The sequence below is a fragment of the Arthrobacter stackebrandtii genome (assembly GCF_017876675.1).
GTDB lineage: Bacteria > Actinomycetota > Actinomycetes > Actinomycetales > Micrococcaceae > Specibacter > Specibacter stackebrandtii.
Genome location: NZ_JAGIOI010000001.1, coordinates 723,606 through 738,812, shown reverse-complemented (window position 1 = coordinate 738,812; position 15,207 = coordinate 723,606). Strand labels below are relative to the sequence as shown.

The following is a 15,207-nucleotide window of genomic DNA, read 5'->3' as shown; positions in this document are numbered from 1 at the left end:
TCGCGATGCGACTTTCCAAGAGTGCAAAATCCATCCTCGGCACCATCACCGGGCTGGTCCTGCTGTTTATCTATGCACCGTTGCTGCTGGTGGTGGTCAACTCCTTCAACGCCGACAGGACGTTCGGCTGGCCGCCCAAGGGCTTCACCCTGGAATGGTGGGGGCGGGCCTTCGAATCGACAGGCGTCCGCGAGGCCATCGTCACCTCCCTGTGGGTGGCCGTTGTCTCCACCGTCATCTCCCTGGTGCTGGGGACACTGCTCTCCCTGGCCCTGCAGCGCTACAAGTTCTTTGGCCGCGAGGTGGTCAACCTGCTGGTGATCCTGCCGATCGCCCTGCCGGGCATTGTCACCGGCATCGCGCTGAACAACATGTTCACCACCATCCTGGGCGTGCCGCTGAGCATGTGGACCGTGATCATCGCCCACGCAACGTTCTGCATGGTGACGGTGTTCAACAACGTCATCGCCCGGCTGCGCCGCACCAACGCCCGGCTCGAGGAGGCCTCAGCCGACCTGGGCGCAGGCCTGTTCACCACTTTCTGGCTGGTGACGTTCCCGCAACTGCGCTCCGCACTGCTGGCCGGCGGCCTGCTCGCCTTTGCACTGAGCTTCGATGAAATCATCGTCACCACGTTCACCATCGGTGCCGGTGACACCACGCTCCCAATCTGGATCCTGCAGAACCTGTTCCGCCCCAACCAGGCCCCCGTGGTGAACGTGGTTGCCGTGGTGCTGATCGTCATCTCGATTGTGCCCATCTGGCTGGCGCAGCGACTCTCCGCCGATTCCGTAGGTGCCACCACGGGACGCAAGGCAGCCAAGGCGGTGGTGCCCGCCGCATGACGTGTTTCTCCCCATCGTCACAGGCCCCTCTTTTCCACTCCCTGACACGGAGACTCCAACCATCTCCGCGATTACACAGGCAAGGCCCCCAAAATGCGCTTTTGGGGGCCTTCCCTGTGCGGCCCCGCCGGGGGCCCGGGCTGGTCGTGCCCCACTGGGGCTGCCCTGTCGCGGAAGGGGCGGGCAGCCATGGGAGTGCCGGGTAGCACATCCGCGCGCAGAACCCGAGCAGTCGTCCGGATTAACGTTGCACCGGTAACGCTTGGATAACATTTCCCACCCATCCGGAAAGCGTATTCCCGTAAACTTGCGCGGGTTTCGGGAAGCCGAAAATTCCGCAAAGTTACCGAACAGTAGTCCTTTTGGACAGGGGTCCGCGATTCCTCGGAAAAACGCAAATGTGAGCTGGGGTACATTTGCCTAAAAGGTGTGACGGGGACAACACTTCCCCGTTTACTCCACTGTATGGATGGGCTTTTGCTGTGTCCGGGCCACCACCTGGCAGGCGCGCGGGAGCCCGGTTTAAGGATGATTGAATGTCGCTGCTAACACCCCAAAAGCAGGTGGCACGCTGTCTTTGCGACGCCGTGCCAGGCGCGCCGCAAAGGCTGATCCGTTGATCGGATTCATCACCAAGCGGTTCATCAACTATGCGATCCTCACCGCCATCGCCACCCTGAGCGCCTACGCCCTGGCCAGCGCCATTCTCAACCCCGCCGCCCGGTACCTCGGACGCAACCCGCGGCCGTCGGATGAGACCATCAACGCGATCCTGGACAACCTGGGCGTCAACCCCAATACGCCCGTCATCGAACGCATGTGGAACTGGATCGTCAACCTGGTCACGCAGGGATCCCTGGGTGAAACCATCCACAACACCACGGTGGTCAGCGAGATCGCGGCCCGCGCCGGAACCAGCCTGCGCCTGCTCATCATCGGCACCATCATCGCCGCCATCTTCGGGGTGGTCCTTGGCGTGTGGGGTGCTGTCCGCCAGTACAGGTTCAGCGACCAGGCCATCTCCTACGGCTCGTTCACCATCCTGGCCATCCCGTCCTTCGTGCTCGGCATCCTGCTGATGATCCTGGCCACCATGCTCAACAACTTCCTGGGCATGCAGCTGATCAGCTTCACCGGCGAATACACGGCCGGGCTGGAGGGCGGCTGGTGGGCACACTTCTGGGACCGGGCGGTCCACCTGCTGCTGCCCACCATCTCCCTGGCCCTCATGGGCGCGGCCGCCTATTCGCGCTACCAGCGCAGCGCCATGCTGGACGTCCTCTCCGCCGACTACATCCGCACCGCCCGCTCCAAGGGCCGCACCCGCGGCTCGGCCATGGTCCGCCACGGCGTGCGCGTGGCCCTGATCCCCATGTCCACGTACTTTGCGTACTCCTTCGCCACGGTCCTGGCGGGAGCCGCCGTGACGGAGCTGGTCTTCAGCTGGCACGGCATGGGGGAGATGCTGGTCAACGCCATCACCCAAAGCGACATCAACGCCTTCACCGGCGCGATCCTGTTCAACGCCGTCCTGATCCTCATCGCCGGCACGCTGTCCGATGTCGTATACGCGGCCCTTGACCCGAGAGTGAGGGTGTAAATGTCACTCCTTGACGAACTTCCCGGCGCCGAAACCGACACCGCAGGCGCCGACATCCCACAGTCGGCCAAGCCCGTCTCACGCACCCGCCTCGTCTTCTCCCGGCTGCGCGGCATGCCCCGCTTCTGGGTGGGGGTGGTGGGCCTGGGCGCCATTGCCTTGTGGGCCATCTTCGGCCTGGTCCCCAATGCATGGAACTACACGGACCTGGACATCTACAACATGGGCTCCAGCCCCAGCTCCCTGCACTGGTTCGGCACCAGCGACATCGGCGAGGACATTTACGCCCAAACCATCGTGGGCCTGCGCAAGTCGCTCATCATCGGCCTGCTCGTGGGCCCGCTCGCCGCCATCATCGCCGGAATTGTGGGCGCCGTGGCCGGCTACCTGGGCGGCTGGTGGGACCGGGTCCTCGTCTGGTTCATCGACCTGCTCCTTGTCCTGCCCAGCCTGTTCCTGTTCATCCTGCTCAGCCCCATCTTCAAGTCGCTGTCCTGGGTGGCCCTGATCTTCCTGCTCGCCGGCTTCGGCTGGATGATCATGGCCCGCGTGATCCGCGCCCAGACCCGTTCCCTGCGCGAACGCGACTTCATCAAGGCCGCACGCTTCATGGGCGTGGACACCTGGACCATCATCCGCCGCCACATCCTGCCCAACGTCTCCTCCCTCCTGATCATCGACGCCACGCTCGGCGTGGGCGGGGCCATCCTGAGCGAGACCACGCTGAGCTTCTTCGGCTTCGGCATCCAGGCCCCGGACGTCTCGCTCGGCACGCTCCTCGCCGCCGGCCAGTCCGCCGCCGCCACCCGGCCGTGGCTGTTCATCTTCCCCGCCGCCATCCTCGTCTTCACCGTGCTCTCCGCCAGCCTCATCGGCGATGCCCTGCGCGACGCCGTCGACCCCACCTCGGGAGCCAACCGTGACTGAAAAACTCTCCACCAAGCGTCCCGGAAGCACCCTCCCCGGAAGCGCCGGCACCGGACTGCCAAGCACGACGGCGGCGCCCGGGCCGGGAGCGCAAGCCAACCATCCGCCGTCGAACAGTCCGCGACGGCTGCTGGAAGTGAAGGACCTGAAGGTCACCTTCCCGCAGCACGGCGGTGCGGTGACCGCAGTGCGCGGGGTCAACTACCATGTGGACGAGGGCGAATTCCTGGGGATCGTGGGCGAGTCCGGTTCCGGCAAGTCGGTGTCCTCGCTGGCGGTCATGGGGCTGCTGCCGTCGTCGGCCAAGGTGGAGGGCGACATCCTCTTTGAGGGCAAGTCCCTGCTGGGCCGCAGCGACAAGGACATGTCCAGGCTGCGCGGTGACGGCATCTCCATCATCTTCCAGGACCCGCTGTCCGCGCTGACCCCCGTGTACACGATCGGGACACAGATTGCCGAGGCGCTGGCGCTCCACGACAAGGGGCTGTCCAAGCTGGCCGCCAACGCCCGTGCCGTGGAACTGCTCAAGGTGGTGGGCATCCCCAACCCGGAGCGCCGGGCGCAGTCCTTCCCGCACGAATTTTCCGGCGGCATGCGCCAGCGCGCCATGATCGCGATCGCCATTGCCAACAACCCGCGGCTGATCATCGCCGACGAGCCCACGACGGCGCTGGACGTCACCATCCAGGCCCAGATCCTGGAGGTGCTGCAGACGGCGAAGGAACTGACGGGCGCCGCCGTCGTGCTCATCACCCACGACCTCGGCGTGGTGGCGGGCAACGCGGACCGGATCGCCGTCATGTACGCCGGGCGGATTGTGGAGACCGGCACCGTGGAGCAGGTCTTCCACGAGCCCTCCATGCCGTACACGATCGGCCTGCTGCGCTCCATGCCGAACCTGGCCACGGCCGGGCACTCCCGGCTGGTGCCGCTTGAGGGGCGGCCGCCGCTGCTGAGCAACCTGGCGCCGGGGTGCCCCTTTGCCCCGCGCTGCCCCGTGGCCATTGACGCCTGCCGCACCACCGAGCCGCCGCTGACGGCCATTGCCGGGGACCCGCTGAACGCCTCGGCATGCCTGCGTGTGGCCGAGATTGCCGGCGGCGTGCTGGACCGCCACCACCTGTACCCCGTTCCGGAGCCGGTTGCGGCCGCGGAACGGGCCGCGGTGGAGCCGGCGAAGATCCTCGAGGTGGACCAGCTGCAGCGGCACTTCCCGCTGACCAAGGGCTCCGTTTTCAAGCACTCCATCGGCACGGTCCGGGCCGTGGACGGGGTCAGCTTTGACATCCGCAGCGGCCAGACACTGGGCCTGGTGGGGGAGTCGGGCTGCGGCAAGTCCACCACCATCATGGAGATCCTGGAGCTGGCCAGGCCGCAGGCAGGCATGGTGCGCATCAACGGCACGGACGTTTCCACGCTTTCAGGCAGGGATCGCAAGGCACTGCGGCGGGACATCTCAGTGGTGTTCCAGGACCCCATGGCGTCGCTGGACCCCCGACTTCCCGTGCAGGACCTGGTGGCGGAACCGCTCACCGTGCATGGCATTTCCGCCAAGGAGCGGCTGGAGAAGGTCCGGGCCGTGCTGGACCTGGTGGGCCTGGACCCGTCCATGGCCTCCCGCTACCCGCACGAGTTCTCCGGCGGCCAGCGCCAGCGCATCGGCATCGCCCGGGCGCTCGTGACCGACCCCAAGATCGTGGTGCTGGACGAACCCGTCTCCGCCCTGGACGTCTCCATCCAGGCCGGTGTCATCAACCTCCTGCAGGACCTGCAGGAGAAGCTGGGCCTGTCCTACCTGTTCGTGGCGCACGACCTCGCCGTGGTGCGCCAGATCGCGGACAACGTGGCCGTCATGTACCTGGGCCGGATTGTGGAAAGCGGGCCGGCCGAGGACATCTTCGACAACCCCAGCCACCCCTACACCCGGGCGCTGCTGTCGGCCGTGCCCGTGCCGGACCCCACGCTGGAGCGAAGCCGGACCCGGATCATCCTGGAAGGAGACCTGCCCAGTCCCACCGACGACATCAAGGGCTGCAACTTCCGCACCCGCTGCCCGCTGTTCCAGCTGATGGATGCGGCAGGGCAGGAACGCTGCCTCAACCAGGACCCCCAGCCGCGCCCGGTGGGCCATGCCATGGTGGCCTGCCACCACGCCGAGCACATCGAGCTCATGGGTGCGGCCGCGGGCAGCCGGCCGGGACCCGCCGTCGGGCATGAAATTGGGCCGGACGGCCCCTGAATCCACACAAGTCTCACCACAAAAACCAGCCTGCCAGGACCCCGACCGGGCCCGCAGGCAACACAATGGGAGGAAAAAATGAAACACATGAAGCAGATGGTGGGGGCCGGAGTACTGGCACTCGCCCTCACTGTCACCGGCTGCAGCGCCGGCGGCGGCGGGAGCGACAAGCCCACCGTGGACAACAGCAAGGGAGCTGCTGAAACCGGAGCCCTGCCCACCACCGCATGGACCGTTGCAGACTACGCCAGCGTCAAGGACGGCGGAACCCTGAACCTGGCCGTAGACCAGATGCCCGACAACTGGAACACGATGCAGGTTGACGGCAACGTCAAGGCCGGAGCCCAGATCATCGACCCCACCACGGGAGGGCCCGTGGTCAACACCGTGGACGGCGGCTGGGAAATCAACCCCGACTACGCCACCGAGGTGAAGCTGGCCAGCGACGATCCCCAGGTGGTTGAGGTCAAGCTCAACCCGAAGGCCGTCTGGGAAGATGGCACGCCCATCACCTGGAAGGACTACGACGCCACGATCAAGGCCAACAACGGCTCCAACAAGGACTACCAGATCGTCGGCGACAACGTGTACAAGGACATCGAGTCCGTCACCAAGGGCGACACCGACTTCGACTTCAAGATGACGTTCAAGAACAAGAACGCCGACTGGCCCTCCATCCTGGGCGGCAGCACCGCCGGCTCGGCCCAGACAGCAGTGCTGCCCGCCGCCGTCGCCTCCGACGTGACCGCGTTCAACGAGGGCTACAAGTCCAAGCCGCTGCCCTCCAGCGGACCCTTCAAGGTGGACAAGGTTGACGCCGCCGGCCAGGTCATCACCCTCGTCCCGAACGAGAAGTGGTGGGGCCAGAAGCCCAAGCTGGAAAAGATCATCATGAAGGTCGTCTCCCGTGACGCGCTGGCCCAGGCCTACGCGAACAAGGAACTCGACGCGTTCAGCATCGGCACCAACAAGGACAACTACGAAACCGCGAAGAAGCGTGCCGACGGTGCCGTCCAGCAGTCCGGCGGCCTGACCTGGAACCACGTCACCATGAACGGCTCCAAGGGACCGCTGGCCGACGTCAAGGTCCGCCAGGCAGTGGCCCGCGCCATTGACCGCGACACCATTTCGGCCAGCCGCCTGAGCCCGATCGGCGCACCGGTGGCCAGCCAGAACAGCTACATCTTCATGCCCGGCCAGAAGGGGTACGAGGACAACGCCACCGCCATCATCGGCTACGACACCGCCAAGTCCGAGGCGCTGCTGAAGGAAGCCGGCTACACCAAGGGCTCCGACGGTCTCATGGAGAAGGACGGCGCCAAGCTGGAGATCGCCTACACCCTGGACGCCAACAACCCAGTCTCGGAGCAGATCTTCAAGCAGATCCAGGCCAACCTGAAGGCCGTGGGCATCACGCTGAAGAACAACACGGTCCCGGCCGACAAGTTCTTCTCCGACTACGTGCTCAAGTCCAACTTTGAACTGACCGGCTTCGCCTGGTCGGGCACCGCGTACCCCATCGCCTCCACCGAATCCATCTTCTACCCCGCCGACGCCGGCCAGAACTTCTCCGGCATCACGGACGAGAAGCTGGGCGACATGTGGGCTGCGGCCAACGCCGAACTCGACCCGGAAAAGCGGATTGCACTGGCCAACGAGATCGACAAGACGATCTTCGCCTACACGCCCGTCATCCCGCTGACCCCCACCCCGAACACCCTCGGCGTGCGGACCGACCTGGTCAACTACGGCGCAGCCCAGTTCGAATCCATCGACTGGACCACCGTGGGCTTCAAGGGCTGACCCGCGCCCACCGGGGACGTGGCAAGCTGGCGGGCGTAGGGGAAATTTCCCCTACGCCCGCCGCTTTGCCACGTCGTCGGCGTTTAAGGGGCCAGTGCGCTCACCAGGGCCAGCACCGCCAAAAGGACACCCGCGACGGCGGCCGGCAGGTTCCAGCGGGACTCCACCTTCCCGGCCTGGCCGGGCTGGGAGGCGGGGTGGTCCGCGGAGGGGGCTTCGGCGTCGGGCGCGGGATGGTGCCCCGCACGCTCCCAGGCGTCCCAGGCGTTCTGGACTGCCGCCTGGGTGAGGGGGACTGAAGCGTTGCGGCTGCCGTCGGTGCCGGTGGAGATCTTCGGGCCGAGCTTTCCGGCACCGGGGGCGCCCCAGCTGGGGATGCGGCCGCCGGTGGTGTCGAAGCTGACGGTTTGCAGCACGCGCATGGCGGTGAGCTCGCTGAACGGGATGGTGTGCCCGCGCAGGATGTTGATGACGCGCAGGCCGTCAGGGGCAACAATGAGGCATGGGCGCCACAGGAGGACGTAGAACGCCCAGCCGGCGAGCAGCAGCCAGGGGAGGAACTGCCAGATGGAGGCGGCGCTGCCGGTCAGCAGCAGGTTGAGCGTGAAGAAGGCGCACAGGGCCATGGCCACCACACCCAGCACGCGCGTGGGTGTGGAATAGATGGCGCGGCGAGTGGTGTCGGGGGCAATAGTCATGATGGTTCCAGAATGCCAGAGTTTTGCCGGTGAGCGCAGCGAGGTGCGCGGCGGCCGGTGTCAGCGAGGGGGTCCGCCGGGTGTCAGCCGATGGCCTCCGTGCCGCGGCCGGCGTCGGCGATGCTGGCGGGGTCGGCCAGCACCGGGGCGAACGCCTGCTGGGCAGCACCCACCAGCAACAGGTCCAGGCCCAGTGCCGCGCGGGTGAAACGGACGTCGTCGCGGGGCCCCGCCATGGCCTTGGACTTCACCTCGGCCTCCAGCCGTTCCGGATCCGTGGCGTAGAGCGTGCCAAGGAAGCCGCCCAGGATGACCAACTCCGGGTTGAACACGTTGACCATGCTGGCCAGCGATTCCGAGAGGAAATCAACCTGCCGGTGTACCAGTTCCACCAGCTCGGGAGACGGCCCCTTTTCGAACTGCCCCAGCAGCGTTTCATCCAGCTTTTCAATCTCGGCGGTGCCCAGGCCCAGGGCTGCCAGCAGCGGGGCCTGCCGGACCTCCGTCTCGAGGCAGCCGGTGCGCCCGCAGTGGCACAGCACGCCGCCGGAGTTGACCAGGACATGCCCGATTTCGCCGGCAAAGCCGGTGGCCCCGGTCATGGGGGAGCCGCCCACGGAGATGCCGCCGCCGATGCCGCTGGCGCCGCCGTTGAGGTAGATGTGGTCCCGGGCGTCGCGGCCGGCACCGTAGATGCTCTCGGCCATGAGGCCGGTGGAGGCGTCGTTGGCCACGGTGACGGGCAAGTCCAGCGCCTGGGCAAGCATGGCCGACAGGGGAACACTGTGCCAGTCCAGGTGCGGGGCCAGGACCACTTCGCCGTCGTGCTCGCGGACCAGGCCGGGCACGGCCACGCCGACGCCGACCGTGCGGAAGGAGGCTTCAAGTTCCCCGCGCATGCCGGCGACCACAGCAGCCACAATGTTCACGACTTCCTCCGGCGTGGGCACGCGGGCGGTGTCGTAGCGGATCCGCTTCAGGACCTTGCCGGAGAGGGACACCAGGCCAATGGTCACGGCGTCGATTTCAGGGTTGACGGCGATCGCCACGACGTCCTCGCGCGGGACGATGATGGGGCTGGGCCGGCCGGCGTGGTGCGTGGCGCCGGGTTCCTGCTCTTCCACCAGGCCCAGCGTCACCAGCTCGGCCACGAGTCCGGCAATGGTGGAGCGGTTCAGCCCCGTGGTCCGGGTGACATCGGCCCGGGAGAGGCGGCCCTGAACATGGGCCAGGTTCAGCACAATGGCAAGGTTGGTGCGCCGGACGTCGTCGAGGTTGTTGCCCCTGCGCGAGTGCTTTGCTGGGGAAAGCTCGGGTACTGCCACTCAAACCACCTCTTTCGACACGCTTGCTAGGGAAAGCGGCCCGCACCATATTACCCGAGGGTACTGGAAGCCCCGGTGCGGGCCGTCTTCATGACGGAAGGAGGCGCCTACTGGGACTTGAACGCTGCATCAAAGGCGGCGTCCGGGGCGGCGAAGGCGTTGCGCCTGACGAAGTCCAGGGCCTCCGGTGCACCCAGCAGCCTGTCCATGCCGGCGTCTTCCCACTCCACTGAGATGGGGCCGTCGTAGCCGATCTGGTTCAGTGCACGGAAACTGGCTTCCCAGGGAACGTCGCCGCGTCCGGTTGAGACGAAGTCCCAGCCGCGGTTCAGGTCCGCCCAGGCCAGGTGCGAGCCCAACACGCCGTTGCGGCCGTTGCCCAGGCGCAGCTTCACGTCCTTGCAGTCCACATGGATGATCCGGTCCGCAAATTCCAGGATGAAGTCCACCGGGTTCAGCTGCTGCCACATGAAGTGGCTGGGGTCCCAGTTCAGGGCGAACGCCTCGCGGTGGCCGATGGCCGCCAGCGTGCGCTTGGTGGTCCAGTAGTCGTACGCAATCTCGGACGGGTGCACTTCGTGGGCGTAGCGGACGCCAACTTCGTCGAAGACGTCCAGGATGGGGTTCCAGCGGTCGGCAAAGTCCTGGTAGCCGGCGTCGATGAGCTCCTGCGAAACGGGCGGGAACATGGCCACGTACTTCCAGATCGAGGACCCGGTGAAGCCGACCACGGTCTTCACGCCCAACTTCGCGGCCAGGCGTGCCGTGTTCTTCATTTCCTCCGCGGCCCGCCGGCGCACGCCCTCGGGGTCGCCGTCTCCCCACACAATGTCGGGGAGAATGTCGCGGTGGCGCTGGTCAATGGGGTCATCGCACACGGCCTGGCCCTTGAGGTGGTTGGAGATCGCGTGGACCTTCAAGTTGTACTTCGCCAGCAGGGCCAGCTTGCCTGCCACGTACTCTTCATCGTCCCAGCGCCAGGGGTCCAGGTGGTCGCCCCAGCAGGCAATTTCCAGCCCGTCGTAGCCCCAGCCGGACGCCAGCTTGGCCACTTCCTCCAGCGGCAGGTCGGCCCACTGGCCGGTGAACAGGGTAATCGGTCGGCTCACTTCAGTCTCCTCAATGCTTGGTGGGCAATTAAACGGTGGTCCACGCGCTGCCGGCGCCGGCGCTGGCCTCGACGGCGGCCAGGACCCGCTGCACCTGCAGCCCGTCGGCGAACGACGGCGAGGGTGCGGTGCCTGAGGCAACCGCCTGCACAAAGTCGTGCGCCTGGTGCGAAAAGCCGTGCTCGTAGCCGATCGTGTGCCCCGCCGGCCACCATGCGGCCATGTAGGGGTGCTCCGCCTCGGTGACGATGATGGTCTTGAAGCCCTGCTCGGCCGCGGGCGCGGTGGCGTCAAAGAACTCCAGTTCGTTCATGCGCTCCAGGTCGAAGCTGAGGGCGCCCTTGGACCCGGCCACCTCGATCCGCAGCGCGTTCTTGCGCCCCGTGCTGAACCGGGTGGCCTCGAATGAGCCCAGGAACCCGCCGTTGAACCGCCCGGTAAACAGGGCGAGGTCGTCCACGGTCACTTCCCCGCGCCCCTCACCGGCGGTTCCCGACAGGCCGGAGAAGTCCGCCGCCAGCGGCCGCTCCTTAACAAGGGTCTCCAGGATGCCGCTGACGGATTCCAGTTCCACCCCGGTGATGAACTGGGCAAGGTCGACGGCGTGGGCGCCGATGTCTCCCAGCGATCCGGACCCTGCCCGGTCCTTTTGCAGACGCCAGCTCATGGGGCTGTTTTCATCCGAGAGCCAGTCCTGCAGGTAGGCGGCACGGACCTGCCGGATCTGGCCGATGCGGCCCGCGGCGACCATGTCCCGGGCCAGTGTTGCGGCGGGCACCCGCCGGTAGGTGAACCCCACCATGGACAGGACGCCCTGGGCTTCCGCCCGCGCAGCAGCGCCGGCCATGGCCTGCGCCTCCGCAACCGAATTCGCAAGCGGCTTTTCGCACATGACGTGCTTTCCGGCGTCGAGCGCGGCGATGGCGATCTCCGCGTGCGAATCACCCGGGGTGACAATGTCAATGACGTCAATGTCGTCGCGGGCAATTGCCTCGCGCCAGTCCGTGGACGTCTCCGCCCAGCCCCACCGGTCCGCGGCGGCCTGGGTCCGGGCGGGGTCGCGGCCCACCAGCAGCGACATTTCGGGTGTGGCGTCCAGCTCGAAAAAACGCGGGGCGACGCGCCAGCCCTGGGAGTGGGCGGCCCCCATGAACCCTGCCCCGATCATGGCCACCCGCAGCGGCCTGGGTTTTTCAGTCATGGAATACCTCTCTAAGGTGGGTGCTTTCAACGTGGTGTCGGTCGATCCGGACTGCCGGCCGCGGAATGCTCAGCGGCCGGCAGCCGCCTTGTAGTTCGCCAGGATCTCCGGGTGATGGTCGGAGGCCGGGGCAGGTGCAGTCTCCAGGGGCCAGTCCGGACGGGAGCCGGCCAACATCCAGGCCGCCTGCACCGCGGCGCCTCGGGCCACATACTCGCCCGGCGAGGGAATGACGACGGGCACGTCGAAGACCTGCCCCGCCACCGCCTGCACCGCCGGATTCTGCACGGCTCCGCCAATCAGCAGCAGCCGCTTCGCCTCAACCCCGCTGTCCACAATCGCCTCGAGCCCTCCGGCCAGCCCGCACAGCATGCCCTCGATCGCGGCCCGGGAAATGTTCTCCCGCGTGGTCGAGGCGATGCTCAGGCCGTGGAAGCTGGCCTTGGCATCCGGCAGGTTGGGGGTGCGCTCGCCCTCAAAATAGGGGACCAGCACGACGCCGGCACTGCCGGGTTGGGCAGCCAGCGCCAGGTCCGCAAACTCGTCAAAGGTGACGCCGAGCAGCGTGGAGACGGAACCGAGCACGCGCGCCGCATTGAGGGTGACGGCGATCGGCAGGTACGCGCCGGAGGCGTCGGCGAAGCCGGCGATGGTCCCCGTGGGGTCGCTGCCCGGGGCCTCGGCGACGGCAAAAACGGTGCCGCTTGTCCCCACGGACACCACCACGTCGCCTGCCGCGGCGCCCAGGCCCAGGGCGCCCGCGGCGTTGTCGCCGGCACCTGCCGCCAGCCGGACGCCGTCGGGCGCGGCATTGAACAGGCTGGGATGGACGGTGCCGATGGATTCGTCTGGGGCTGCGACGCGGGGCAGGACCACGGCACCGTCCCGCGGTGAACCGGCCTCGCGTGCGGTCCGGCCGAAGGCGAGCTGGAACAGTTCCAGGTCATAGCTGCCGGCGGCCGGCGACCAGTATCCGGTTCCGGACGCGTCGGAACGGTCAGTGGCCAGCTGGTCCAGGTCCGGGCCCAGCGGGCTTTCGCCCACGGGGCCGAAGCCGCGCAGGCGCCAGGAAAGCCAGTCGTGGGGGAGTGCGACGGCGGCAACACGGGCGGCGTTTTCCGGCTCGTTGTCGCGGACCCAGCGGACCTTCGTGATGGTCAGGGAAGCGACGGGGACGGAGCCGCAGCGGGCGGCCAGCTCCGCGGCGCCCACCTCGGCCACGAGGTCCTCGGCGGACGGGGCGGAGCGGGTGTCGTTCCACAGCAAGGCGGGACGGACCACCTGCCCGTCCGAGTCCAACAGGACCATCCCGTGCTGTTGGCCCGCAACGGCGACGGCGGACACGTCAGCCAGCCCGCCGGCGTCGTGCATGGCGGCCTGCAGCGCATCCCACCAGTGGCGCGGGTCAATCTCCGTGCCGTCCGGATGGGCCGCCTTGCCTTCGCGGACCGTGGCGCCGGTGCCGGAATCCACCACAACAACTTTGCAACTTTGGGTCGAGGAGTCGACTCCGGCAACGTATGCCATGGCTACCGGGCGCCCAGGAGGTGCTCGAGGAACAACTGCTGGAGCTTGACGAAGCCGAAGCCCTTGCCGCCGAAGTACGGGGCGGCGTCGAAGTCCTCGTAGGCGGACGTGTCGGCGATCAGGGCATCGTAGCCTTCGCCCGGGTTCAGGGTGGGCTGGTTGATTTCATCCACCTTGGAGAAGGCGAGTGCGGCCTGGACCTCGGGATCGGCGCGGAAGGCTGCGGCACGTTCCTTCAGGAGCAGGTACATGCGCATGTTGGCGGCGGCCGAATCCCAGACGCCGTTGATGTCCTCGGTGCGGGAGGGCTTGTAGTCGAAGTGGCGAGGGCCCGTGTAGGCGGGGGTGCCGTTGGGGCCGCCGTTTTCGAGCAGGTCCACGAGGGAAAAGGCGTTCTGCAGGTCGCCGTGGCCGAAGACGAGGTCCTGGTCAAACTTCACGCCGCGCTGGCCGTTGAGGTCGATGTGGAACAGCTTGCCCTGGTAGAGGGCCTGGGCGATGCCGTGGGTGAAGTTCAGCCCGGCCATCTGCTCGTGGCCGGTCTCCGGGTTGATGCCCACGAGTTCGGGGCGTTCCAGCGTCTCGATGAACGCGAGGGCGTGGCCCAGGGTGGGCAGGAGGATGTCGCCGCGGGGTTCGTTCGGCTTGGGCTCGATGGCGAAGCGGATGTTGTAGCCCTTGTCGGTGACGTAGTCGCCGAGCAGGTTCACGGCCTCGCGGTAGCGCTCGAGGGCGCCGCGGATGTCCTTGGCGGAATCGTATTCGCTGCCCTCGCGCCCGCCCCACATGACGAAGGTTTCGGCGCCGAGCTCTGCGGCCAGGTCCAGGTTTTCGATGACCTTGCGGATGGCGAAGCGGCGCACGCTGCGGTCGTTGGAGGTGAAGCCGCCGTCCTTGAAGACCGGGTGGCTGAAGAGGTTGGTGGTGACCATGGGGATGACCAGGCCGGTGGAATCCAGGGCGCCCTTGAGCCGGTCGATCTCGGTGCGGCGCTGGGCCGCAGTGGACTCGAACGGGAACAGGTCATTGTCGTGGAAGGTCATGCCGTAGGCGCCGAGGTCGCTCAGCTTGTTGACGGCCTCCACGGCGTCCAGGTGCGGCCGGGTGGCCGAGCCGAACTGGTCCTGGGCGTTCCAGCCGATGGTCCAAAGGCCAAAGGAAAACTTGTCTTCGCGTGTGGGCTCAAGAGCCATGGGTTGCCTCCAAGTGTCAGTGGTGCAGATCTCTTTAATAAGTTCTGACTACAAACATATGATGCAAAGCTGGTGCTGTCAATGCATTTATCAAGGTACTTCGGCTTGGAAAAGTAGCCAAAAGTCTAGGCTGTGGTTGGATTCTTGGCGGCAGTGCGGAGTTTTGTGGGTTAAAGCGGCAAATTGTGCCTGTGTGCCGCATGCCTGAAGTGGCCGACGGCGTGCTGCCGCCGGTCTTGCGGGTGCACCTGGTGCACCTGGTGCGGATCGGTGCGGGCTTTGGGCGTGCGCAGCACTGGGGTGCCAGGGTGTGCCACAGTCGCGCCTGCGCGGCTGAAGGGGCATGGTGCGCGCAGGTGCAGGGTCGAGCCAGGGCATGCGCCGCCCGGACTGAATTAGCTGCGCCCGGGGCAGGTGGGGGCAGGTGGGGGCTGTGCGTGCGCGCGGAAGGGCGCGGACAGGGCACGAACGGGAGGGGCCCGGTGGCAGCCCGGCCCCTCCCGTGGGTGGCGGGGTGGAGCAGGCCGGCACTAAAGTGCGTCGGGCTCCACCTGGGATTCTTGTTCCAGCGTGTCGGCGTGTTCGTTCATTTCCTCGATGTCAGGGGTGACCATCTCGGAGTAGATCTCGCCGAGGCCGTCCACGGATCCGCGGTCGTGGATGAGTTCGTTGTCGTTGAAGTCCGGGTTCCTGTTCATGGCCTCAGACTAGCCCTTCGGGCGGCGTTCGCCATAGTGGTT

General features: G+C 66.9%; 12 protein-coding genes. 5 read left to right on the top strand and 7 right to left on the bottom strand.

Going from position 1 to position 15,207, the window contains the following annotated elements; translation table 11 throughout:
• Positions 1-5 precede the first annotated feature (5 nt).
• The 5 genes from JOF48_RS03035 to JOF48_RS03015 all read left to right on the top strand — a co-directional run bounded on the left by JOF48_RS03035 (position 6) and on the right by JOF48_RS03015 (position 7,414).
• Positions 6-845, top strand: a complete 840-nt coding sequence (locus JOF48_RS03035) for an ABC transporter permease (RefSeq protein WP_209677177.1) — start codon at positions 6-8, stop codon at positions 843-845.
• Between the two features lie 616 nt (positions 846-1,461).
• Positions 1,462-2,445, top strand: coding sequence for an ABC transporter permease (locus tag JOF48_RS03030; protein WP_209677174.1), 984 nt, complete (start codon positions 1,462-1,464; stop codon positions 2,443-2,445).
• Positions 2,446-3,372 carry an ABC transporter permease gene (locus JOF48_RS03025; protein ID WP_209677172.1) on the top strand — a complete coding sequence of 309 codons (927 nt, stop codon included), beginning with the start codon at positions 2,446-2,448 and terminating at the stop codon, positions 3,370-3,372. It begins immediately after the preceding gene.
• A 136-nt stretch (positions 3,373-3,508) separates the two neighbouring features.
• Positions 3,509-5,611 carry an ABC transporter ATP-binding protein gene (locus JOF48_RS03020; RefSeq protein ID WP_342591323.1) on the top strand — a complete coding sequence of 701 codons (2,103 nt, stop codon included), beginning with the start codon at positions 3,509-3,511 and terminating at the stop codon, positions 5,609-5,611.
• A 78-nt stretch (positions 5,612-5,689) separates the two neighbouring features.
• Complete coding sequence (locus tag JOF48_RS03015; RefSeq protein ID WP_209677168.1) at positions 5,690-7,414, top strand: ABC transporter family substrate-binding protein; 1,725 nt, start codon at positions 5,690-5,692, stop codon at positions 7,412-7,414.
• A gap of 83 nt (positions 7,415-7,497) precedes the next feature.
• On the opposite strand, the gene JOF48_RS03010 is transcribed toward JOF48_RS03015, so the two are convergent.
• The 7 genes from JOF48_RS03010 to JOF48_RS02980 form a co-directional block, all read right to left on the bottom strand.
• Complete coding sequence (locus tag JOF48_RS03010; RefSeq protein ID WP_209677166.1) at positions 7,498-8,112, bottom strand: hypothetical protein; 615 nt, start codon at positions 8,110-8,112, stop codon at positions 7,498-7,500.
• A gap of 83 nt (positions 8,113-8,195) precedes the next feature.
• Positions 8,196-9,437, bottom strand: coding sequence for an ROK family protein (locus JOF48_RS03005; protein WP_209677164.1), 1,242 nt, complete (start codon positions 9,435-9,437; stop codon positions 8,196-8,198).
• Between the two features lie 107 nt (positions 9,438-9,544).
• Positions 9,545-10,546 carry a sugar phosphate isomerase/epimerase family protein gene (locus JOF48_RS03000; RefSeq protein ID WP_209677162.1) on the bottom strand — a complete coding sequence of 334 codons (1,002 nt, stop codon included), beginning with the start codon at positions 10,544-10,546 and terminating at the stop codon, positions 9,545-9,547.
• A gap of 28 nt (positions 10,547-10,574) precedes the next feature.
• Entirely contained in the window at positions 10,575-11,747 is a 1,173-nt protein-coding gene (locus JOF48_RS02995) for a Gfo/Idh/MocA family protein (protein WP_245346384.1), read from the bottom strand.
• A gap of 69 nt (positions 11,748-11,816) precedes the next feature.
• The gene (gene xylB, locus JOF48_RS02990) at positions 11,817-13,274 is read right to left on the bottom strand and encodes a xylulokinase (protein ID WP_209677160.1); all 1,458 of its coding nucleotides are present in this window, start codon (positions 13,272-13,274) and stop codon (positions 11,817-11,819) included.
• Between the two features lie 2 nt (positions 13,275-13,276).
• The gene (gene xylA, locus JOF48_RS02985; protein ID WP_209677158.1) at positions 13,277-14,467 is read right to left on the bottom strand and encodes a xylose isomerase; all 1,191 of its coding nucleotides are present in this window, start codon (positions 14,465-14,467) and stop codon (positions 13,277-13,279) included.
• Positions 14,468-14,997: 530 nt separating this feature from the next.
• On the bottom strand, positions 14,998-15,165 hold the full coding sequence (locus JOF48_RS02980; RefSeq protein ID WP_209677156.1) for a hypothetical protein: 168 nt from the start codon (positions 15,163-15,165) through the stop codon (positions 14,998-15,000).
• Between the last annotated feature and the right edge of the window lie 42 nt (positions 15,166-15,207).